The sequence below is a fragment of the Streptomyces sp. NPDC058650 genome, assembly GCF_042717315.1.
GTDB lineage: Bacteria > Actinomycetota > Actinomycetes > Streptomycetales > Streptomycetaceae > Streptomyces.
Genome location: NZ_JBHXRL010000021.1, coordinates 1 through 22281, shown reverse-complemented (window position 1 = coordinate 22281; position 22281 = coordinate 1). Strand labels below are relative to the sequence as shown.

At 71.4% G+C, this 22281-nt stretch carries 20 protein-coding genes; 10 read left to right on the top strand and 10 right to left on the bottom strand.

The annotated features are described in order from the left end of the window. Window positions 1-39: 39 nt before the first annotated feature. Window positions 40-645, top strand: coding sequence for a maleylpyruvate isomerase family mycothiol-dependent enzyme (locus ACFWWU_RS29550; RefSeq protein WP_384149566.1), 606 nt, complete (start codon window positions 40-42; stop codon window positions 643-645). A 22-nt stretch (window positions 646-667) separates the two neighbouring features. Here ACFWWU_RS29550 and ACFWWU_RS29545 read toward each other — a convergent pair whose 3' ends face one another. Together ACFWWU_RS29545 and ACFWWU_RS29540 are read right to left on the bottom strand one after the other, a co-directional pair. Further along, window positions 668-883: a hypothetical protein gene (locus ACFWWU_RS29545; protein ID WP_055643552.1), complete on the bottom strand. Its 216-nt coding sequence runs from the start codon at window positions 881-883 to the stop codon at window positions 668-670. After that, window positions 880-1101, bottom strand: a complete 222-nt coding sequence (locus tag ACFWWU_RS29540; RefSeq protein WP_317595023.1) for a hypothetical protein — start codon at window positions 1099-1101, stop codon at window positions 880-882. Before ACFWWU_RS29540 ends, ACFWWU_RS29545 begins: the two co-directional genes overlap by 4 nt. Before the next feature lie 132 nt (window positions 1102-1233). Here ACFWWU_RS29540 and ACFWWU_RS29535 point away from each other — a divergent pair, with 132 nt between their 5' ends. From ACFWWU_RS29535 to ACFWWU_RS29510, 6 genes are all read left to right on the top strand, one after another. Further along, window positions 1234-2067, top strand: a complete 834-nt coding sequence (locus tag ACFWWU_RS29535) for a Scr1 family TA system antitoxin-like transcriptional regulator (protein ID WP_384149562.1) — start codon at window positions 1234-1236, stop codon at window positions 2065-2067. Beyond that, on the top strand, window positions 2049-2318 hold the full coding sequence (locus tag ACFWWU_RS29530; protein WP_384149559.1) for a DUF397 domain-containing protein: 270 nt from the start codon (window positions 2049-2051) through the stop codon (window positions 2316-2318). Before ACFWWU_RS29535 ends, ACFWWU_RS29530 begins: the two co-directional genes overlap by 19 nt. Before the next feature lie 354 nt (window positions 2319-2672). Beyond that, on the top strand, window positions 2673-3296 hold the full coding sequence (locus ACFWWU_RS29525; RefSeq protein ID WP_384149556.1) for a hypothetical protein: 624 nt from the start codon (window positions 2673-2675) through the stop codon (window positions 3294-3296). Between the two features lie 137 nt (window positions 3297-3433). Next, window positions 3434-4804, top strand: coding sequence for an FAD-dependent oxidoreductase (locus ACFWWU_RS29520; protein ID WP_384149553.1), 1371 nt, complete (start codon window positions 3434-3436; stop codon window positions 4802-4804). 76 nt (window positions 4805-4880) lie between these two features. Continuing rightward, window positions 4881-6704, top strand: coding sequence for a LuxR C-terminal-related transcriptional regulator (locus ACFWWU_RS29515; RefSeq protein WP_384149550.1), 1824 nt, complete (start codon window positions 4881-4883; stop codon window positions 6702-6704). A gap of 617 nt (window positions 6705-7321) precedes the next feature. Continuing rightward, the gene (locus tag ACFWWU_RS29510; RefSeq protein WP_384149547.1) at window positions 7322-8695 is read left to right on the top strand and encodes an FAD-binding oxidoreductase; all 1374 of its coding nucleotides are present in this window, start codon (window positions 7322-7324) and stop codon (window positions 8693-8695) included. 8 nt (window positions 8696-8703) lie between these two features. Here the strand turns inward: ACFWWU_RS29510 and ACFWWU_RS29505 are convergent, their stop codons facing one another. The 3 genes from ACFWWU_RS29505 to leuA all read right to left on the bottom strand — a co-directional run bounded on the left by ACFWWU_RS29505 (window position 8704) and on the right by leuA (window position 12970). Continuing rightward, window positions 8704-9396 carry a TerB family tellurite resistance protein gene (locus ACFWWU_RS29505; protein WP_384149544.1) on the bottom strand — a complete coding sequence of 231 codons (693 nt, stop codon included), beginning with the start codon at window positions 9394-9396 and terminating at the stop codon, window positions 8704-8706. Between the two features lie 131 nt (window positions 9397-9527). Continuing rightward, window positions 9528-10937, bottom strand: a complete 1410-nt coding sequence (locus tag ACFWWU_RS29500; RefSeq protein WP_384149541.1) for a choice-of-anchor A family protein — start codon at window positions 10935-10937, stop codon at window positions 9528-9530. A gap of 269 nt (window positions 10938-11206) precedes the next feature. Beyond that, the gene (gene leuA / locus ACFWWU_RS29495; RefSeq protein WP_384149539.1) at window positions 11207-12970 is read right to left on the bottom strand and encodes a 2-isopropylmalate synthase; all 1764 of its coding nucleotides are present in this window, start codon (window positions 12968-12970) and stop codon (window positions 11207-11209) included. 321 nt (window positions 12971-13291) lie between these two features. On the opposite strand from leuA, the gene ACFWWU_RS29490 reads away from it, so the two are divergent. Beyond that, window positions 13292-14356, top strand: a complete 1065-nt coding sequence (locus ACFWWU_RS29490; protein WP_384149536.1) for a M4 family metallopeptidase — start codon at window positions 13292-13294, stop codon at window positions 14354-14356. Window positions 14357-14376: 20 nt separating this feature from the next. Next, entirely contained in the window at window positions 14377-14640 is a 264-nt protein-coding gene (locus ACFWWU_RS29485; protein WP_384149532.1) for a protealysin inhibitor emfourin, read from the top strand. Window positions 14641-14698: 58 nt separating this feature from the next. Here ACFWWU_RS29485 and era read toward each other — a convergent pair whose 3' ends face one another. The 5 genes from era to ACFWWU_RS29460 form a co-directional block, all read right to left on the bottom strand. Continuing rightward, window positions 14699-15649: a GTPase Era gene (gene era / locus ACFWWU_RS29480; protein WP_384149529.1), complete on the bottom strand. Its 951-nt coding sequence runs from the start codon at window positions 15647-15649 to the stop codon at window positions 14699-14701. Between the two features lie 51 nt (window positions 15650-15700). Next, complete coding sequence (locus ACFWWU_RS29475) at window positions 15701-16660, bottom strand: WxL protein peptidoglycan domain-containing protein (RefSeq protein ID WP_384149526.1); 960 nt, start codon at window positions 16658-16660, stop codon at window positions 15701-15703. Between the two features lie 117 nt (window positions 16661-16777). Beyond that, window positions 16778-17881 carry a metallophosphoesterase family protein gene (locus tag ACFWWU_RS29470; RefSeq protein ID WP_384149523.1) on the bottom strand — a complete coding sequence of 368 codons (1104 nt, stop codon included), beginning with the start codon at window positions 17879-17881 and terminating at the stop codon, window positions 16778-16780. 11 nt (window positions 17882-17892) lie between these two features. Further along, window positions 17893-19998: a DUF5054 domain-containing protein gene (locus ACFWWU_RS29465; protein WP_384149520.1), complete on the bottom strand. Its 2106-nt coding sequence runs from the start codon at window positions 19996-19998 to the stop codon at window positions 17893-17895. Continuing rightward, window positions 19995-21665 carry a glycoside hydrolase family 13 protein gene (locus tag ACFWWU_RS29460; RefSeq protein WP_384149517.1) on the bottom strand — a complete coding sequence of 557 codons (1671 nt, stop codon included), beginning with the start codon at window positions 21663-21665 and terminating at the stop codon, window positions 19995-19997. Before ACFWWU_RS29460 ends, ACFWWU_RS29465 begins: the two co-directional genes overlap by 4 nt. Window positions 21666-21817: 152 nt before the next feature. Here ACFWWU_RS29460 and ACFWWU_RS29455 point away from each other — a divergent pair. Continuing rightward, window positions 21818-22281: carbohydrate ABC transporter permease (locus tag ACFWWU_RS29455; protein WP_384149515.1), on the top strand; the 464-nt coding region annotated here is incomplete at its 3' end.

The following is a 22281-nucleotide window of genomic DNA, read 5'->3' as shown; positions in this document are numbered from 1 at the left end:
TCTTGGACTTCTGACGAACCCCTCGGCACGCTGGTGATCATGGAGACCACGGCGGCGGAGATGCGGGCGGAGATCGCGGGCGAGCGGCGCGAACTGGCGGACGTCCTGGACGGACTGACCGACGAACAGTGGGACGCGCCGTCGCTGTGCGACGGGTGGCGCGTGCGGGAGGTCGCCGGCCACATGAGCATGGGGTTCCGGTACGCGTTCGGCAGCACGGCGCTGGAACTCGCCCGCGCGCGCGGCAACCTGCACCGGATGACCGACCGCCTCGCGCGCCGCGACGCCGCCGCCCTCACCCCGCGCGAACTCGCGGCGGCACTGCGGGACAACGCCCATCACCCCTGGAAGCCGCCGGTCGGCGGCCTGGAGACGGCCCTCGGTCACGACGTGATCCACGGCCTGGACATCACCGTCCCGCTCGGCCTCGGACGCCGGGTTCCGGAGAAGCGCCTGCGGATCCTGCTGGAGACCGTCACCCCTCGGACGATCCGCTTCTTCAAGGCGGACCTCGAAGGCGTCACGCTGCGGGCCACGGACCTGGACTGGTCGTACGGGACGGGCGCGGGCGCTCGGGTGGAGAGCCGCCCCGCCCAGGAACTCCTGCTGCTCGCGTACGGACGCACGCTCCCCCGGCCGGCGTGACGGCCGGGGGACGCGGAAGGTTTCAGGGCACCTCGCCCCGGCTCCGGGCGTTGACGTGAGCCGTGGCGGCGCTCAGTCGTTCGGACGAGGTCGCCTCGCGTACGCCCTCGGGCTCCACGTCCCACTCGCGCCCGCCACCGAGCGGCCGGATCTGGACGTACGGGCCCTCGTGGCCCATCACTCTCCCGACCCGTCCGGTACGGATCTCCACGACGTACGACCCGATCGGCAGTGTCATGTCCCGCTCTCCTCGCCCGGCAGTAGGGCGGCCGCGATGAGCCGTGCCGTTTCCGCCGTGCAGCATCCCAATTCGACGAGCGGCCTCGGAGGGTCGGCGGCGAGGGTGACGACGTCGAGCCCTAGCGAGGGGAGCGTGATTCCCGCCCTCGCGAGCGCCTCGCGCAATTCCGTCACTGCCTCTTGTGCGGCTTCGATGGCCCCCGCGGTCGTCTTCATGATGTCTTCCTTCACCAACGTATGCCTTTCTGAATCCATTTCCTGCTTCGCCTCTCCAGGGTGGGGCGGGATCCGTAGAATCGGCAGACGCGCAGGCTGTACAACTGCGGCGTAGGGTTGGGGAGTTAATCCATGGCCAAGGGCAAGCAGGACGAGACGTGGGAGTTCTTCGGGGAGCTCCTCAAGGAGCGCCGCGAGGCGGCGGGGCTCTCGCAGGGCGAGCTGGGCGGACGCGTGTTCGTGTCCGGCGGATACATCGGGCTGTTCGAGCAGGGAATTCGAAAGCCGCAGCTGGATGTGGCGCAGAGAATCGACGAGGTACTACAAACCGGCGGTATTTTCGAACGCACGGTACGCAAACTCATCAACAAGTCGCCGTACGCCTCTTATTTCCACGAGGTGGCGGAGCTGGAGTCGGTGGCGACGAGGATCTGCGAGTTCGCGCCGCTGGTGGTTCCGGGGCTGCTCCAGACGCCGGAGTACGCACGGGAGGTGACGGTCGCGGCGAACCCGTTCGCCACGGAGGAGTACATCGAGGAGAAGGTCACCTCGCGACTGGCCCGGGCCCGGATCCTCAAGGACGCTACAAGGCCCGAGTTCTGGGTCGTGCTCCACGAGAACACGGTGGTCACCCCTGTGGGCGGCCCCGCGGTCATGGCGGAGCAGCTCGACCACATCGCAAGACTGATCCGGGACCGATGGGTCCTGGTGACGGTGATCCCTCGCTCGGCCGGAGCACACGCCTCCATGAACGGCATGCTGCAACTCATGGAGTTCGAGGACCAGCCGCCAACGGCCTATACAGAGACCTCGTTTTCGGGGACGCTGCTCGACGATCCGGCAGTGGTGAAGCGCGCACAGCGCGCCTACGATCTGCTCAGGGTCACCGCCTTGTCGCCGGCGGAGTCCCTGGCCCTGATCGAGTCGGCGGCGGAGGACTTCAGACGATGCGCGCGTACGACCTGAGCAACGCCCACTGGTTCAAGAGCTCCCACAGCAACGGCGAGGGCGGCGAATGCGTCGAAGTCTCGTACGACTTCGTGGACGCCGCCTGGCGTAAGAGTTCCTACAGCAACGGCGAGGGCGGCAGCTGCGTCGAGGTCCTCGACGACGTCCCCGGCGTCGTCCCCGTCCGGGACAGCAAGGTCACCGACGGCCCCGTCCTGATCGTGCCCGCCGCCGCCTGGTCCGCCTTCGTCACCGGTATCGCCGGATGACGACCACCCCTCCCTCGTCCTGCGCGGCAGCGGCTCCACCGTCGTCCGCTTCGAGGGAGGGGCCGCCGGTTCACCCCTGAAGGGCCGATCGCCCCGGCGGACAGAGGCTTCACCGGCCGTCGGCCCGCCCCTACGATCACCCCCATGTAGATCACTCCGTCCATACCCGTCATCCAGGGCAGCGGGAAGTCCTCCCTCCAGTACGAGGGCGACGCCCTGCTCCTGACCCGTCGTCACGACGAGGCACGCATCCCCCTCGCCGCCATCGCGCGGGTCCGCACCGAGGGGCGGTCCCTCACGGTCGAGCTGACGGCGCCGGCCGGAGCGACGTCGTACACGCATCGGATCGACGGGGTGAGCGAGGCGTCGGCCGCCATGTTCGCCGCGGCCGTGAACGCCGCCCTGCCCGAGGCCGTCGGGCGGGACACGGCGGCCGACGGGACCGCGCTCGTCGAGACGCACACCCGGCCCGTCAGCGGACGGGAGCGGAATATCCGGCTCGTCAAGTGGTGGTCGGCCGCCACCATCGCCCCGGTCGTCCTCCTCTGCGTCCTCATCGGCGTCGCCGGACAGCCGGCCGGCATCGTCCTCTTCGTACCCCTGGGCTTCGTCGCGGCGGCCTCCGCCGTCACGAGCCTCATCTCGCTGAACAGCTGGTATCGCGAATTCCGTCTCACACGGCACGGCATCACCACCCTCGCCGTGGAGGCACCGGACCGGCCGGGGATGTATCTGTACACGGACCCCGCGGGCCTGGTCCGTCACGTGCTCACCTGGCCGGGCAGACTGTCCACCACGATCAGCTACGACCCCGCGAACCCGGCGGATGTGATCCTCCCCCGGTCCACGTTCTTCCGGCGCGGAGAGCTCTGGTTCGGCCTGTTCTGCGCCCTCTGCGCGGTCGGCATGTACGCCACCATGATCGCGATGGTCGTCCAGACCTTCACGGGTAGCCTCGACCTCTCGGAACCCGCCTAGCCACACTTATGGAAGTCATAAGTTCGCCTTATGAGTCCATAGACCGGGCCCGGGTACCACTTCGCGTGTGTTGTTATTTAGGGTGACCTAAGTGTCGGCGGCTTCGCCGCCACCTCGCTTGCGAAGGGAATCCCGTCATGCCCCGCCCCCTCCGGGTCGCGATCGTCGGCGCCGGCCCCGCCGGAATCTACGCCGCCGATGCGCTGCTGAAGTCCGAGGCCGCCGCCGAACCGGGCGTGTCCATCGATCTCTTCGAGCGGATGCCGGCCCCCTTCGGCCTCATCCGCTACGGCGTCGCCCCCGACCACCCGCGCATCAAGGGCATCGTCAACGCCCTTCACCAGGTCCTCGACAAGCCGCAGGTCCGCCTCTTCGGCAACGTCGACTACGGCACCGACGTCCACCTCGACGACCTGCGCTCCTTCTACGACGCCGTGATCTTCTCGACCGGCGCCATGGCCGACCGCGAGCTCCGCATCCCCGGCGTCGAGCTCGACGGTTCGTACGGCGCCGCCGACTTCGCCTCCTGGTACGACGGCCACCCGGACGTCCCGCGCACCTGGCCCCTGGAGGCCGAGAAGGTCGCCGTCCTCGGCGTCGGCAACGTGGCCCTCGACATCGCCCGCATCCTCGCCAAGACCAGCGACGAGCTGCTCCCGACCGAGATCCCGGCGAACGTCTACGACGGCCTCAAGGTGAACAAGGCCGTCGAGATCCACGTCTTCGGCCGTCGCGGCCCGGCCCAGGCCAAGTTCAGCCCCATGGAGCTGCGCGAGCTGGACCACTCCCCCACCATCGAGGTCATCGTCAACCCCGAGGACATCGACTACGACGACGGCTCGATCGCCGATCGGCGCAAGAACAAGCAGACCGACATGGTCGCCAAGACCCTGGAGAACTGGGCGATCCGCGACGTCGGCGACCGCCCGCACAAGCTCTTCCTGCACTTCTTCGAGTCGCCCGTCGAGATCCTCGGCGAGGACGGCAAGGTCGTCGGTCTCCGCACCGAGCGCACCGAGCTCGACGGCACCGGCAACGTCAAGGGCACCGGCGTCACCACCGACTGGGACGTCTCGGCCGTCTACCGCGCCGTCGGCTACCTCTCGGACGAGCTGCCCAAGCTCCCCTGGGACACCACCACGGGCACCGTGCCGGACGAGGGCGGCCGGGTCATCGAGGAGACCGGCGCGCACATGGCCTCCACGTACTGCACCGGCTGGATCCGGCGCGGCCCCGTCGGCCTCATCGGCCACACCAAGGGCGACGCCAACGAGACCGTGGCGAACCTCCTGGACGACTTCGCGAACGGCCGTCTGCTGACGCCCGAGACCCCGGAGACGGACGCGGTCGTGTCCTTCCTGGAGGACAAGGGCATCACGTACACGACGTGGGAGGGCTGGTACGCCCTGGACGCCGCCGAGAAGGCGCTCGGCGAGCCGCAGGGCCGCGAGCGCGTGAAGATCGTCGAGCGCGAGGACATGCTGCGCGCGAGCGGCGCCATCCAGTAGTCGCGATCCGTCCGTCACGGACGGGCCCTCGCCCCTTCCCGGTCCTACCCTGAAAGGACCGGGAAGGGGCGAGACCATGTCCGCACCCACACTGCACACCGCCCATACGGCCGACGCCACGGCCGACGTCGTCGAGCGCGCCCGGGACGCGGCCGAGCGGGAGTCCTGGGCCGAGGCGTACGCGCTGCTCCACGCCCACGACCTGCACCCCTCCCGCGGTCTCACCGCCGACGACCTGTCCGTGCTCGCCGACGCCGCCTGGTGGTCGGGGCACATCGACGAGTCCGTCACCGCCCGCCTCCGCGCCCACGCCGCCTTCCTCGCGGCCGGTGACCACCGGGGCGCCGGGCTCGCCGCCTGGTGGCTGCACTACGAGTACGGGAGCCTCGGGCGGCCCGCCGCGGCGGCCGGCTGGCTCCACCGGGCCCGGCACCACCTGGAGGACCTGCCGACCTGCCCCGAGCAGTGCTTCCTCGCCTGGACGGACGCCGAGGAGGCCGGGCAGCACGGCGACCGGGCCGCCGCCCTCGCCGCGGCCCGCCGCATGACCCGCCTCGCCCTCCGCTCCGCCAGCCCCGACCTCGTCGCCCTCAGCCGCCAGGCCGAGTCCGCCGTCCTCCTCGCGAACGGCCGCAGGACCGAGGCCCTCGCCCTCCTCGACGACGCGATGTGCTCGGTCACCGCGGGCGAGCTGAGCAGCATGTTCACGGGCTGGCTGTACTGCCTGGCCCTCACCCAGTGCATGGAGGCGGCGGACTTCGGCCGGGCCGTGGAGTGGACGAACGCGGCGATGGAGTGGTGCGCGCCCCCGTGGACGGGCCGCCGTCCGGCGGAGCCGAAGCCGGAAGCCGGTGCGGAGACCCTGACCGCTACGGAGACCACGACCCCGGCCCCGACCCTGCCCCTGACCCCGACCCCGACCCTGACCCCGGCCCTCACCCCTGTCCCGGCCTCCGGCGAGAACCCCTTCCGGGGCGTCTGCCGGGCCCACCGCGTCGAGGTCCTCGACCTCCTCGGCGCCTGGGCGCTCGCCGAGGAGGAGGCGCGGCAGGCCTGCCGTGAGGTGCCGGTGGACTGTCTGGAGTCGGCCGCCGCCTCGTTCTACGCCGCCGGGGACGTCCAGCGGCGGCAGGGCCGCCTCGACGAGGCCGCCGCGTCGTACGCGCACGCCCATGAGCTGGGCCGGATCCCGCAGCCCGGGCTCGCGCTGCTGCGCCTCGCGCAGGGCAGGGCGGACGCGGCCGTCGCGGGCGTCGACCTCGCCCTGGCCTGCCAGAGCGACCCGCGCCACGACCTGCTGGGCCGGGCCCGGCTGCTCGCCGCCCGTACGGAGGTGGCCCTCGCCGTCCGGGACGTGCCGGGCGCTTCCCGGGCGGCGGCGGACCTGGACGCGCTGGCCGGGGACGTACCGCTGCTGCGGGCGATGGCCGACACGGCGCGGGGCGCGGTCGCCCTGGCCGAGGCCCGCTCGGGCCCCGCGCTGCGGCTGCTGCGGGCGGCGCTCGCCGGCTGGCTGGAGCTCCGCGTCCCGTACGAGGCCGCGCAGGTGCGGATGCTGCTCGCGGCGGCCGACCGGGCGGTGGGCGACGAGGAGGCGGCCCGTCTTGAGCTGGGGGCCGCGCGGGCGGTGTTCGAGCGGCTCGGGGCCGTACCGGACGCCCGGCGCGCGGCGGCGCTGTTCACCGGCGGGAAGCGGCGCCGGCTGCCGGGCGGCCTCACGGCCCGCGAGGCGGAGGTCCTGCGGCTGGTCGCCGGGGGCGGGACGAACAAGGACATCGCCCACGCCCTGGTGATCAGCGAGCACACGGTCTCCCGGCACCTGAACAACATCTTCGCCAAACTGGACGTGAGCTCCCGCTCGGCGGCGACGGCCTACGCGTACGCCCACGACCTGGTCTGACGCGGCACCTCCACGCGACCGACCGCCGGACCCCGGCCGGCCCCCACGCCACGCGTCCGCTCCGCCCCGGCCGTACCCCCGGCCCGCCGATTCCGCCCGTCACGCCCCGGACCAGCCGACGGGTCGACCCCACCGGCCCCACCCGGCCTCCGCCCCCGCCCCTGTGTCCCCCAGCCCCGCCGACTCCGCCCGGCACGCCCCGGACCCACCCGACCCAGCCGACCAGTCGACCTCAGCGGCCCCGCCCTGCCTCCGCCCCGTCCCGGCCCCCGACCCCGCCGACTCCACCCCGCACGCCCCGGACCCACGCGGCCCAGCCGGCCCGTCGACCTCAGCGGCTCCGTCCGGCCTCCGCCCCGTCCCGGCCCCCCAGCCCCGCCGACCCCGCCCGGCACGCCCCGGACCCACCCGACCCACCCGACCGGTCGACCTCACCGGCCCTACCCGGCCTCCGCCCCGGCCCCCGGCCCCGCCGATTCCACCCCGCACGCCCCGGACCCACCCGGCCCACCCGGCCGGGCGGGACGGCGTGGGTCGAACGGCCCAGTCGGTGCCACCGCCGCGGTTGGGCGGTACGGGCGATGCCCCGCCCGGCTCCCCCGGGCTACACCGGAACCATGACCACCACGACCAACCCCCTGGACACGCTCCGCGGTGCCGTGCGCGGCACCGTCGTGACCCGCGGCGACCCGTCGTACGACGTCGCCCGCCGGGTCTACAACGCCCTGCACGACCGCCGGCCGGCCGTCGTCGTCCACGCCGTGGACGCCGCCGACGTCATGGCGGCGGTGCTGTACGCCCGGGAGCACTCCCTCCCGCTCGCCGTGCGGGGCGGCGCCCACTCGGTCGCCGGGTTCGGCACCGTGGACGACGGCCTCGTCGTCGACCTGTCCCGGATGCGGGGCGTGCGGGTCGACCCGGAGGCCCGTACGGCCCGGGCCGAGGGCGGCGCCACCTGGGGCGACTTCAACCACGCCACCCACGCCTTCGGGCTCGCCACCACCGGCGGGGTGATCTCCACGACCGGCATCGGCGGCCTGACGCTCGGCGGCGGCATGGGCCACCTGGCCCGCCGCTGCGGGCTGAGCTGCGACAACCTGATCGCGGCGGACGTCGTGACCGCCGAGGGCACGCTCGTCTCCTGCGACGCCGAGCGGCATCCGGACCTGTTCTGGGCGCTGCGCGGCGGCGGCGGGAACTTCGGGATCGCCGTCTCGCTCGCGTTCCGGCTGCACCCGGTGTCGGACATCTTCGGCGGCCTGACCTGCTACCCGCTCGGCCCGGACGTGGCCCGCGCCTGGCAGCGGATGAACGAGGACGCGCCGGTCGAGCTCAACACGATCCTCGTGATCGCGCTCGGCCCCGAGGAGCCGTTCCTGGCGGAGCGCTGGCACGGCCGCCCGATCTGCGCCGCCTTCACCTGCTTCAGCGGCCCGGCGGCGGACGACGACAGGGTCCTCGCCCGCCTGGACGGGCTCGGCCCGGTCGTCGGCCGGTTCATGGAGCGGATGCCGTACCCGGTGATCAACACCGTCTTCGACGAGCAGCTGCCGCCCGGGCTCTTCCACTACTGGAAGGGCAACTTCAGCCGCGGGCTCACGGACGGCGCGATCGACGCCCACATGACGTACGGCGAGACGATGCCGTCGATGGAGTCGGACACCGCGATCTTCCCGATCGACGGGGCCTGCCACGAGGTGGGTCCCGAGGAGACCGCGTTCGCCTACCGGGACTCCGACTACTCGCACTCCATCGGCGCGACCTGGTCGACCGGCGCGGCGGACGCGGAGGCGAACATCGCCTGGACCCGCGCCTACGACAAGGCGCTGCGCCCCCACACCGAGGAGGGCGGGTACGTGAACTTCATGGACACCGACGACCAGGACCGGGTGCGGGTCAACTACCGGCAGAACTTCGACCGGCTGCGTACGGTCAAGCGCCGGTACGACCCCGACAACGTGTTCCGGCTCAACCAGAACATCCAGCCGTGAGGGAAGCCCTACGGCACCGTCCGCGCCGAGGCGAGGAGGCGGACGGTGTCGTCGGGGGCCAGCGCGAGCGCGTTCCCGACGGTCCCGAGGACCTCCATCTCGGTCGGCCTGTAGACGCCGTCCGCGAGGGCGATCCGGGCGGCCTGGAGCAGGATCGACTCCCGCCCGGCGGGCGCCAGGTGCGGGGTGAGCGGCTCCAGGGCCTCGTGGAGTTCGATCGCGAGAAGGCTGCCCTCGGGGTTCACCTCGGGCATGAAGCGTCCGGTGTCGGCCTCCAGGGCCTCGACGAGGTCGACGAGCTGGACGGCCGTGCACTCGGCGTAGCCGGCGGACCGGACCGCGCTCACGGCCCGGTCGAGGACCGCGCGGGAGTCGGTGCCGCCGGCCGCGAGCACGGCCAGGGCGACGGTGTGCACGCCGTCCCGCAGCATCGCCGAGAAGCGGCTCGTCGTCGGACGGTCGAGGACCTCCGTACCGAAGTGCGTGTGACAGGCGGCGCACTCGACGACGGGGCCCGTACAGCCCCGGGGCAGGACCGGGACGCCCAGCACGGCGAACCTGCGGCGGCCGGTGCGCCGCCGGTAGTTCCGGTCGCCGCCGCACTCCTCGCAGAAGAACTCGCCGTCTCCGACCGTGTTCCAGGAGGTGCGGATTCCGCAGACGCCCACTTTCCCGCCACGTGAATTCCGGGCAGACCGCACACGCACCTCCTCAACGGCCCGGCTGCACTGCCGGCGTTGGCGTGATGTTAGCCACATCCTTGATGTGGCGTCAGCACCCCGTCAGCAGATCGACGTGGAGATGGCCGAGACACGACGCCGTCCGCGAGGCCTCAGGAGGCGCGGCGGCGGCGCTTTGCGAAGGCCAGGAAGCCTCCGCCGACGAGGACGGCGGCCGCCGCGGCACCGATCGTGCCGGGTCCGATGGCCGAACCGGTCGTCGCGAGATCACCCTCCGGGGTGGCGGGCGGAGCCGTCGAGGGCGAGGCCGGGGCGGTGGTGGCCTCGTCGGGCGTTCCCGGGGCGGCCGGGGTCTCCGAGGTGTCGGGGGTGCCGGCCGGGGCCGACGGGGACGCGGAGCCGTCGGGCGTCTCGGAGGCGCCCGGGGTCTCCGGGGTCGCGGGGGCCGTGGGCGTCCCGCCGCCCTCGCTCGGGGTGGGCTCGGGGGTCGCGGGCGGGGTGGGGACGGCCGTCTCGGTCGGCGTCGGCGGCTCCGGGGTGACGACCGGGCCCGGCGTGGTCTCCTTCGGGAGACAGCCGGCGAAGTTCATCTGGTGGGTCTCGGCGCCGGGGACGGTCTTCAGGGACTCGGCGATGACGGAGCCGTTGACGTGGCCGGGGCCGATGTTCTCGCCGCCCATCTCGACCTTGGCGTTCGGCGCGAGGATCGTGCCCGGCCAGGAGGTGTAGTTCTTCTTCACGCTCTCGGCCTGCGGGAAGTTCCACAGCAGCTTGGAGCGGATCCGGCGGAACTCGTCGCTCGCCAGGTCGTAGTCGTCGATGACCGGGGCCGTGCCGTCCGCACCCTGGTAGTAGACGCCGTAGGTGGCGGACGTGCTCATGTCGTACGAGGCACCGAGGACGTTCACGAGGGTGGAGGAGCCGGCCGGGACCTTGAGCGTGATCGCCCGGGCCTTCTCCAGGTCGGCGGCGTCCACCGCGAAGACGTTGAGCTCGGTGCTCGTACCGGTGAGGAACAGGCCCTGGGCGTCCTTGTCGCCGGCCACCGTGCCGTTGGGCGCGGTGCCCGCCCAGCCGGTGGAGAGCGCGCGCAGGTCCGCGAACTCCTTGGCGAAGTCGATCGGGGAGGTCGGCGAGGCGCCCTCCTTGACCTTGTCGCCGTCGACACCGAAGCCCTGACCTGGGGTGGAGCGGTCGACGACCTTGCCGGCCACGCCCGTGCCGTTGTCCAGGACGACCTGGTTCGCGTACAGCGTGCCGCCGACGACGAGGCTGTGGCCGCCGGGCAGCTTCGCGAGGTCGGCGCCGGTGAGCTTGTGGCCGATCGAGAAGCCCGAGGGCTGCTTCGGGTCGCCGAAGGTGGCGTCACCGCCGACCGCGACCGCGCCCTCGGAGTCGGAGTGGCGGACGGAGTCCTTCTCGACGAACTCGGCGTAGAGGCCGGCCGTGCCGAGCGGATGCGTCGCGCACGACGTGGCGGGGGTGGCGGAGACGGCGGGTGCCCAGGCGAGGGCGGTGCCGGTCACCGCGAGGACGGCGGCCACAGCAGCGGTCGTGCGCATGCGAAACTCCAGGTCAGGGAGGTGCGAAGGGGGCGCGTGGGGGGAGTGTCCGAGGGGACGAGCCGACCTTCCGCCATTCCCCGATGTGCCGTCAACTCACCTGATATGACGCTGATTCCGACATGGCGGCATGATCTTCCTTAAGCGAACCTGAAACCGTGACGCGGCTCACAGACGAAGCTGCCCCGCACTCTCCGGGAGGAAGGGTGCGGGGCAGCGGCCTGAGCGCGTCAGCGGACCGACGCGACAGCGGGCAGTGCGTCAGCCGGTCAGCGGGCGGAGCGGTTGACCGCCGAGATGACCGCCTTCAGCGAGGCGCGGGTCGTGTTGGCGTCGATGCCGATGCCCCACAGGACCTGCCCGTCGATGGCGCACTCGATGTACGAGGCGGCCTGCGCGGACGCACCCTCGCTCATCGTGTGCTCCTGGTAGTCCAGCAGGCGGGCGTCCACGCCGATCGACTGCAGCGCGGCGAAGAAGGCCGAGATCGGGCCGTTGCCGGAGCCGGACAGCACGGTCTCGGCGCCGTCCACGACCGCCTCGACGGTCAGCGTGTCCGTGCCGTCGGTGTCGGAGGTCGTCTGACCGGAGCGCAGCTGGATGCGGCCCCAGGCGTTGTCCGGGTTGGGCAGGTACTCGTCCTGGAAGACGGCCCAGATCGCGGCCGGCGTGACCTCGCCGCCCTCGGTGTCGGTCTTCTGCTGGATGATCTTCGAGAACTCGATCTGCATCCGGCGGGGCAGGTCCAGCTTGTGGTCGTTCTTCAGGACGTACGCGATGCCGCCCTTGCCGGACTGCGAGTTGACCCGGATGACGGCCTCGTAGGAGCGGCCGACGTCCTTCGGGTCGATCGGCAGGTACGGGACCGCCCACTCGATGTCGTCGACGGTGACGCCCTTGGCGGCCGCGTCGGCCTCCATCGCGTCGAAGCCCTTCTTGATGGCGTCCTGGTGGGAGCCGGAGAAGGCGGTGTAGACCAGGTCGCCCGCGTAGGGGTGGCGCGGGTGGACCTCCATCTGGTTGCAGTACTCGCTGGTGCGGCGGATCTCGTCGATCTGCGAGAAGTCGATCTGCGGGTCGACGCCCTGGCTGAACAGGTTCATGCCCAGGGTGACCAGGTCGACGTTGCCGGTGCGCTCGCCCTGGCCGAACAGGCAGCCCTCGATGCGGTCGGCGCCGGCCATGATCGCCAGCTCGGCGGCGGCCACGGCCGTACCGCGGTCGTTGTGCGGGTGGACCGACACGCAGATGTACTCGCGGCGGGTCAGGTTCCGGGACATCCACTCGAACCGGTCCGCGTGCGTGGACGGCGTCGAACGCTCCACGGTGGCGGGCAGGTTCAGGATGATCTCGCGGCCCGGGCCCGGCTGCCAGACGTCACAGACCGCCTCGCAGACCTCCAGGGCGAAGTCCAGCTCGGTGTCGGTGAAGATCTCGGGGCTGTACTGGTAGCCGAAGGTGGTGCGCTCGTCGAGCAGCTTCTCCGCGTACTCCATCACCAGGCGCGTGCCGTCCACGGCGATCTGCTTGATCTGCTCCTTCGAGCCGCGGAAGACGACCCGGCGGAAGGTGGGCGCGGTGGCGTTGTACAGGTGGACGGTGGCGCGCTTGGCGCCGACCAGGGACTCCACGGTCCGCTCGATCAGGTCCTCGCGGGCCTGGGTCAGTACGGAGATGGTGACGTCGTCCGGGATCGCGCCCTCTTCGATGATCGAGCGCACGAACGCGAAGTCGGTCTCGCCGGAGGACGGGAAGCCGACCTCGATCTCCTTGTAGCCCATGCGCACCAGCAGGTCGAACATCTCGCGCTTGCGGGCCGGGGACATCGGGTCGATCAGGGCCTGGTTGCCGTCGCGCAGGTCGGTCGACAGCCAGCGGGGCGCCTTGGTGATGCGCTGCTCGGGCCAGGTGCGGTCGGGGATCCGCACGGCCTCGTACTGGCCGTACTTGTGGATCGGCATCCCGGACGGCTTCTGCAGCTGCGTCGCGTTGGTGACGGGCGTGGGGCGGCTGACGAAGGGGGACTGGCTCATTGCGTTGAGCTCCTCGGAAACTGCAAGTGGGGGTCCCCCCTGCTCATTACGAGCTCGGGGGAGGCCGACTTTCGACGCAACACCAGGTCCCGCGGGGAGGGGGTCGGCCTACGACTACAGGCCCTCGCCGCGGCAGCTAAGGAGAAGCAGCCCGAAACGCATGATGTGCCGCAGCCTAGCTCAGGGACGTCGGAGACGGACGTCCTGTTCCAGTATGCGGGACGGCCCGCGCGTCAAGGCTGATCAGTGACGCATCACTCCATTTCGCCAATCCTCGTCACATCTCGTGACAGCGGGGTCACGCGGTGCCACATTGCGAGGATGACTCCCCACACGCACCACTCCGCCCCGGTCTTCTGCTCGATCGTCCCGCCGCACCTCCTGGAGCACCTGGCGCGCTCCTCGAACCCGGCCGTCGCCGCCGTCGCCCGCCGCACCCTCATCGCCGACGCCTCGGCCCGTACGAGCCGGGTGCTGCCGCTGCCCGGCAGCGCGCCCACGCTCGCCCCCGCCGACGTCGGCCGGCCGCACCGCACCGTGTACGACTGCGAGCGCGGCACCGAGCTGCCGGGCGTCCGGGTCCGTGCCGAGGGCGAGGAGGCGACCGGCGACGCCACCGTCAACCGCGCGTACGCGGGCCTCGGCGCCACCTTCGACCTCTTCCTGAACGCCTTCGGGCGGGACTCGATCGACGGCGCCGGGCTGCCGCTGCTGGCCTCCGTCCACTACGACGAGAACTACGGCAACGCCTTCTGGAACGGCGAGCAGATGGTGTTCGGCGACGGCGACGACGAGATCTTCCTCGACTTCACGCTGCCCGTGGACGTCATCGGCCACGAGCTGGCCCACGGCTTCACCCAGTACACGGCGAACCTGGAGTACTTCAGCCAGTCCGGCGCCCTCAACGAGTCCGTATCGGACGTCTTCGGCTCCCTCGTGAAGCAGTACGCGCACGGGCAGACCGCCGAGCAGGCCGACTGGCTCATCGGCGAGGGGCTCTTCCACCCGAACGTGGAGGGCACGGCCCTGCGCTCGATGAAGGCCCCGGGCACCGCGTACGACGACGACGTCCTCGGCAAGGACCCGCAGCCCGGCCACATGGACGACTACGTCCGCACGAGCCGGGACAACGGCGGGGTGCACATCAACTCGGGCATCCCCAACCACGCCTTCTACCTGGCGGCGACCGAGCTCGGCGGGAACGCCTGGGAGCGGCCCGGGCAGATCTGGTACGACGTGATGACCGGCGGGACGCTCACCCCCGAGACCCGTTTCTCCGAGTTCGCGGCGGCCACGGTCGCGGCGGCCAAGGCGCGGTACGGCGACGGGGAGGAGATCCAGGCCGTCCTGAAGGCCTGGGCGGCGGTGGGGGTGCCCACCGACTGACCCGCTGGTACACAGGTCCCATGCGGATTCGAGTGCGGCGCACGGGCGGTTTCGCGGGCATCGAGCGGTCGGCGGAGGTGGACACCTCGGGCGTGCCCGATGCCGACGACTGGCAGGCCCTCGCCGGGCGGGTCCTCGACGGGGGCAGCGACGAGGGCCGGGGCGTGCCGGACGGCTTCGCGTACGAGATCACGATCGACGACCGTACGATCCGCTGCCGCGACCCCCGCCTCACGGACGCGCAGAGGACCCTCATCACGAGGGTCCTCAAGGAAGGCGCCTGAGCCGTGTCCCGATCCCGCACGGCTGCGCCGGCCTCCGGCCGGACGGTGGAGGGGTGCCCTAGAAGCCCAGCTTCCGCAGCTGCTTCGGGTCGCGCTGCCAGTCCTTCGCGACCTTCACGTGGAGGTCGAGGAAGACCGGGGTGCCGAGGAGCGCCTCGATGTGCTTGCGGGACTTCATGCCGACCTCCTTGAGGCGGCTGCCCTTCGGGCCGATGATGATGCCCTTCTGGCTGGGGCGCTCGATGTACACGTTCGCGTGGATGTCGAGCAGCGGCCGGTCCGCCGGGCGGTTCTCGCGCGGGATCATCTCCTCGACGACCACCGCGATCGAGTGCGGCAGCTCGTCCCGTACGCCTTCGAGCGCGGCCTCGCGGATCAGCTCCGCGACCATGACCTGCTCCGGCTCGTCCGTGAGGTCGCCCTCCGGGTAGAGCGGCGGGGACTCCGGCAGCATCGGGACCAGCAGGTCGGCGACGAGCTGGACCTGCTTGTCGCCGACGGCCGAGACCGGGACGATCTCCTGCCACTCGAAGCCCAGCTCCTTGCCGAGCTGGTCGATGGCGATGAGCTGCTCGGCGAGCGTCTTGGAGTCGACCAGGTCGGTCTTGGTGATGATCGCGACCTTCGGGGTCTTCTTGATCGCGGCGAGTTCCTTGACGATGAACTTGTCGCCGGGGCCGAGCTTCTGGTCGGCCGGCAGGCAGAAGCCGATCACGTCGACCTCGGCCCAGGTGGTGCGCACGACGTCGTTGAGCCGCTCGCCGAGGAGGGTGCGCGGCTTGTGGAGGCCGGGGGTGTCGACCAGGATCAGCTGCGCGTCCGGGCGGTGCACGATGCCCCGGACGGTGTGCCGCGTGGTCTGCGGCCGGTTCGAGGTGATGGCCACCTTCTGGCCGACCAGAGCGTTCGTGAGGGTGGACTTGCCCGCGTTGGGGCGGCCGACGAAGCAGGCGAAGCCGGCCCGGTGGACGGCTTCGGTTTCTTGGTTGCGAGCGCTCATGGAGGCCATTGTCCCCGATGAGCGCCCGCCTCACGCACTCAGTACGCCCCGGGGCCTGCCTCAGGCCTCGCTCAGGGCCCGGCGGCGGTGCATCCGGAGGCCGAGGAATCCGGTCACGGCCGCGACGAGGAGGGTCCCGGCGGCGAGCCAGGGCAGGGCCATGAAGGACACCGTGCCGGTCTCCTTCACGTCCTTCGCGCTGGCCGTGAGGGTCACGTCGCCCCAGTCGAACTGCGGGGAGCCGCTCCACCGCTCGGTGAGCCGGATCTTCTGGCGGGGCAGCAGCTCGGCGGGCACCTTCGCCAGGTCGCGGTCGAGGAGGGTGCGGCCGAAGAGCCCCTCGGCCTTGAGTACGACCTTGGGATTGAGGGTGACGTTGCCCCGGTTGTGGAGGGTGTACGTGACGAGGGCGCTGCTCCCGCCGACGCCGGGGACGAGCGGCCGGTCCTGGTCGAGGATGACGTCCTCCACGGCGAGGGCGGGGACGGTCGGCCCGTTGACCCGGAGGTAGACGCGGGCGCCGACCGCGCGCTGGACGCCGACGGCGACGGAGCCCTGTCCGCTCGGGCTGACCCGCTCGTCGAGGGCGACGAGGGCGCCGGGGTGGTCGCCGGGATCGGCGTCGGCGGGGACGGTCAGCGTGTACGGGACGGTGACGGCGGAGCGCGGCGGGACGGTGACCCGGGTCCGCTCGGGCTTGATCCAGGCACCGGCCCCGGTCTGCTTCTCCGCTTGCGTCCGGATGGCGAAGCCGCCGTCCCGGTCGGTGTTGTAGGCGTCGGCACCGTACAGCCGGAAGGTGAGCGGGGCGGCCGTCTTGTTGGTGACGGTGACGCGTTCGGTGAGCGAGGTGCCGGGGTCGACGGAGAGGTAGTAGTACGGGCGGCTGCCGGGCTTGGCGGCGGCCGGGTAGACGGCCCACTCGCCGTTCTCGGCGGCGGTGGCCTGTGGCGCGGCGCCGAGGAGCACGAGGAGCGCGGCGACCGCGCTCAGGAGGAGGACGTACGGCTTGCTGCGCACAGTGCGGAGAACCCCCGGGTGCGGAGCGGGGGGGGCGGGCGGGGGCCCCGGCCCCCCCCGGCCCCTCCTTCGTGCCGTCGTCAGGCGCCTTCGTGCCGTCGTCAGGCGATCGGGGCGTCAGGCGAGCGGTGCGAGCCGCACCTCGTGCACGACCTCGCCGCCGAGATCCCGCATCGTGAGCACGAGCTCCTCCGCGGAGGCGACGCCGTCGATCCACGCGGCCGCCTCATCGGAGGTCGTCTCGGCGTCGGGCCCGCCGCTGATGAGCTGAGCGTACGGGAACTCCTCGGTCGCGGGGAGCGACGCCCGGTAGTGAGTGTGCCCCGACACCACGATCTGGGCGCCCCACTCGACGAGGGCGTCGTGCCAGGCGTCGCGGCTCATGCGGCTGAACCAGTCGTAGCCGTCGGCGTCGTAGTCGACGACGGTCTCGTCGATCCACCGCAGGGGGATGTGGCAGAACACGACGCGGTACGGGGCATCCGCGAACTCGGGCCGTGCGGTGACGTCGCGCAGCCATTCCGCCTGCTCGGCGCGGAGCGGCTCGAACGCGACCCGACCCTCGAAGGTCGGGTGGGCGTCGGGCTTGTCCTCGCCGGTGTGCAGCACGATGCAGGCGACCGGGCCGATGCGGAACGCGGTGAACGGCCGGCCCTCCGGCGTCGCCACGAAGTCCTCGAGCTGGTAGGCCCAGGCGCCTCGCACGTCGTGGTTGCCGACGACGATCGCGAGCGGGCGGCCGGCGCTCACGTCGAGGCCCGCCGGGTTCAGCACCGTCGAGGTGAACCACGACGGATCCTTCCAGTCGTTGCAGAGGTCGCCATTCCAGATGAGCACGTCGACCTCGGGGGTGGCCTCGTGCAGCGCGCGCAACGTGTCGTCGCGCTGATGGGTGTCGTTCCAGACGGCGAAGCGAGCGGTGTCGGATGCCGCGTCGAGCGTGCGCACCGTCTTCCACTCGCTCTCGTGCCGGCGGAGGCGCCGGTCGACCGGTTCGGTGATCGCACGCACACGGATGGCGGTGCCGGCGGGAATCCCACCGGCTCGCACCCGCAGCACGCGATGGTCTTGGGGCACCATGCCGAAGGCGTCGCTCGTCACGGTGCCGTTCGAGCCGTCGGCGGCCTCCCACTCGATCCAGCCGCGGCTCAGTCCGCGCACGCCCCAGACGACCTCGAAGCCGTCGGAGCGGGGCGCCATCACGACCGGGGGACTGGTCACGATCGACGGGGTCACAGCGCGCCTCCGAGGTCTGCGCCCACGCCGAAGTCGAGCACGAAGCGGAACCGCAGGTCGTCGTCGAACCACATCGTGAAGTTCGTGCCCCACATGTTGTTGTGCAGGTTCACGTGCAGGCCGTCGCTCGGGTCGGGCACCGCGTTGTCGAACCGGTAGAGCGCGGGCCGGCCGACCGCGACGAGCGCCGCATCGAGGGGGCGGAGCGAGAAGGTCTTCGCCGCAGTGTGCGTGACGTCGGCGACCGCGTGCAGGCTGCGATTGCCGTTCCGCACGACGGACTGCGGGTCGACCGCCGTCTCGAGCTTCGTGAGCCGCCAGTCGCCGGGCCCGGTGAGCGGACGGAAGCCGAGCCAGCCCGCCTCGGGAAGGCGCGAGGCATCCTTGCCGCGGAGGTCGAGGGTCACCGTGATCGGCCCCGGCGCCGCCGGGAAGCGGTAGGCGAGCCGGATGTCCCGTGGCCCGCCCCATGACTCGCTCGCCGCATCGGGCAGCGCGAGTCTCAGCACTGCAACCGTGTCGGCGCCGTCGTCGAACCGCTCGGCGGACACCACTCGCGGCGCGAACGTCGTCGCGGGCAACGTCTCGGCGATCGCGAGGCCGGGCTTGGCTTGGTCGGGCACGGCCCAGAAGGCGGTCGCCTCGAGGTCGCGGCAGTACTCCTGGACCCATCGGGCCTCGTCGCGCTCGTCGAACGTCTCGTAGCGATAGGCGGCGAGCGGATGCTCCGGCCCCGCCCACTGCGTGCCGTCGCCGTCGACCAGCGAGACGAGTGAGCCGTCGTCGGCGAAGCGAACGCGGTAGGCGCCGACGTGCAGTTCGGCGTCGAGGTCGATCGGCTCTGCGCTCGCCGCCGTGCTCGGGCGATCGTCGTGGGGGACGGTCTCGGCGATCGCCGTCTCGGCCTCGGCGCGGAGTGCGGGCGAGAGTGCCGCGAGCGCGCGATCGAGGTGGGCGCGCTGCTCGGCCCATGAGCGTTCGAACGCCGAGTATCGCAGGCCCTGCGGACTCGGGTGCTCGCTGTACGCCCAGGCGTACTGGTCGAACTCGATGGGGTTCAGGGCGGGGTCGATGACGTCGGCCGCACGCGCACGCTGGAAGTCGGCCTTCTCGTAGTTCACGTAGTCGGGCAGGTACGTCTTCAGGTCCTCTCCCCACGTGTGCTCGGGCACGAGCAGCAGGCCGTCGCTGAACGCGTCGCACTCCTCGGTGCCGGGCACGAGCACGCCGGCGTCGATCCATGCGGTGCGCAGGCGCAGCAGCGCTCGCAGTCGCGCGGTCTGCACGGGGTCGCTCGCGACGCCGTGGATCCATGAGTCGCCGATCTCCTGCGTGACGACCGGCAGGCTCTCGCGGGCCGCGACGGCCTCGCGGCTGAAGGCGTCGAGTGTCGAGGCGATCACCTTCGCCCCGGGGTGGGCGGCCTGGAGCTCGGCGAACAGCGTCTCGACGTCGGCCGCCGAGGGCGGGCCGAAGTTGTCGCCCGTGTGCGCGAGGTGGAGGGCGTCGGTGCCGCCGGGCACGACCGCGACGCCGAGTTCGGTGGCGCCGTAGCTCCGTGCGTAGTTGACGACCACCTCGCTGCCGTCGGGCGCGCGCCACACGAAGAACTCCGGAACGTCGGGCACGGCGGATGCCCCGTTGACCCCGAGGTGCAGGAAGTCGAGGCCGCCCCGGTCGAGCAGCGGCACGAGGCCGATCGTGTGGCCTGGGACATCCGTCATCTTCGCCGCCCGCGTACGGTGGCCGAAGCGGGCGTCGAGCTTGCGGCCGATCGCGATGCCGTGCTCGACGAGACCGGCATCCATGAGCTCGGTGTGGGTCGTCATCGGGAGCCCGTGCCAGGTCACGTGACCGGCGCGGATCGCGCGCTCGAGTGCCGCTCGCTCGTCGGCGTCGCCGAGCCGGAGCGCCTCGTGGATCATCCAGGAGCCGGTGGTCCAGATGAAACGGGCCTCGCCGCCGCGGCGTTCGAGCTCCTCGGCCAGCGCGATCGCGCGCGGGAGGTACTCGTGCACGTACCGGTCGGTGACGTTCGCGGCCGTGTCGGTGAAGCCGAGGTCGAGGTGCGTCTTGAAGACGACGTGGACGGTGGTGATCATGCGTGCATCCAAACTGCGGTGTCGGGTTCGAGGGTGTCGGCCTGGGTCGGGGAGCTCGCGAGCAGGACCTCGCCCGCGGGAAGGCGGACCGCCTCGCCTCCCATGTTGATGAGCACGGTCGTGGTCCCGTTGCGGAACGCGAGCACGTGCGAGGGGTGGGCCGGGAGCCATTCGAGAGTGCCCGCGCCGAGCGTACGCGAACGTCGCAGCGCGATCGCGTCCTGGTACAGCGTCAGCGTCGAATCGGCGACGTTCTGCTGGCGGTCGCGTGCGAGCCGGGCCCAGATGGCGGGCTGCGGCAGCCACGAAGCATCCGTCGGACCGAAGCCGTACGAGGGTGCATCAGCCACCCACGGGAGGGGCACGCGGCATCCGTCTCGGCCGTACTGCTCGCCCTCGGTGCGAAGGAAGGTGGGATCCTGCCGCGCCTCGTCGGGGATGTCGGCGACCTCGGGCAGGCCGAGCTCCTCGCCCTGGTAGACGTAGGCCGCGCCCGGCAGTGACAGCGTGAGTAGTGCCAGGGCGCGGGCCCGGGGAAGCGTCTCGTCATACGCCGGGATGCCGGTCGAGTCCGGCCCGAGGCCATTGGGACGCACGGACCTCGGGAGCGAGAGGCGAGTGGCCTGCCGCACGGTGTCGTGGTTGGAGGCGACCCAAGTGGAGGGCGCCCCGACCGCCGAGAACGCGGAGATGGTGTCGTCGATGATGCCGCGGAGCTTCGGGGCGTCCCAGTCGTCGAAGAGGTCGTTGAACGCCTGGTGCATCTCGTCGGGACGCACCCACTCGGCGCGCCGCGTGAGCGGCTTGATCCAGGACTCGGCGACGAGCACGCGGTCGCCGGGGTACTCGTCGAGGAGTGCGCGCCAGTCGCGGTAGATCTCGTGCACGCCTGGCTGCCCGGTGCACGGGGCGAGATCCTCATGGAGGGTGTAGTCGCGGTCCGGCAGTCCCTCGGCCTTGACCAGACTGCTCGCGACGTCGACGCGGAACCCGTCGACACCGCGGTCGAGCCAGAAGCGCAGGATGCTGCGGAACTCCTCGCGCACCTCGGCGTTCGTCCAGTCGAAGTCGGGCTGCGAGCTGTCGAAGAGGTGCAGGTACCACTGGCCGGGCGTTCCGTCGGCTTCGACGATGCGGGTCCACGCCGGCCCGCCGAAGTGCGACGGCCAGTTGTTCGGCGGCAGCTCGCCATCGATGCCGAGACCCTCTCGGAAGAGGTAGCGGGCGCGTTCGGCGCTGCCGGGCGGCGATGCGAGCGCGGCTTCGAACCACGGATGCCGGTCGCTCGAGTGGTTGGGCACGATGTCGGCGATCACGCGCATGCCGCGAGCATGCGACTCATGCAGCAGGGCGTCGAAGTCGGCGAGGGTGCCGAAGAGCGGGTCGACATCGCAGTAGTCGGCGACGTCGTAGCCGCCGTCTCGCTGCGGCGAGGTGTAGAAGGGCGAAAGCCAGATCGCGTCGATCCCGAGCTCCTGCAGTGCGTCGAGTCGGGAGGCGATGCCGGGCAGATCGCCGACCCCGTCTCCGTCGCCGTCAGCGAACGAGCGTGGGTACACCTGGTAGATCACGGCGGTGCGCCACCACTCCCGGTTCACGGACTGAATCGAGCGTTTCGATGCTCGAAGAATCACGGGATTCTGGGCCGATTCGACCACTTCGGTCATGCGTGACTCCTTCGTGACATTCGGGATTCGCGATTCTGTTTGCGCAAACATCATCTTCACCTATACTCCGATGGGAACGCAAACATTCACGAAGGAGTGCGTACGCGCATGACGAAGACGTCGCAAAACCGAGGCGTGGGAAGGGGCCACCGATGACCGCGGCTCATGTTCACGCCCAACCCCCTGCAGGTGTCTCGACCGAGACCTACGCGACGGTCGCCGCTACGGCGAACGGCGCTGCCGGAACGGCCGGAGCAGCCGGGGGTCGCCGCAGGCGAGTGCGCCGCGACTGGGCGGGCTGGTGGTTCGTCGGCCCCTTCATGCTCATCTTCGGGCTCGTGTTCGTCGCGCCGCTGGTCTACGCGATCTACCTGTCGCTCTTCCGCGAGACGCTCATCGGCGGCAACTCCTTCGTCGGCCTCGAGAACTACGCCAAGGCGCTGGTCGACCCGAAGTTCTGGGAGGCGATGCTGCGCGTCTCGATCTTCCTGCTCGTGCAGGTGCCGATCATGCTCGGGCTCGCCCTGTTCGCGGCCCTGGCGCTCGACAGCGCGCGGCTCCGGTGGGTGCCGTTCTACCGGCTCTCGATCTTCCTGCCCTACGCCGTGCCCGGCGT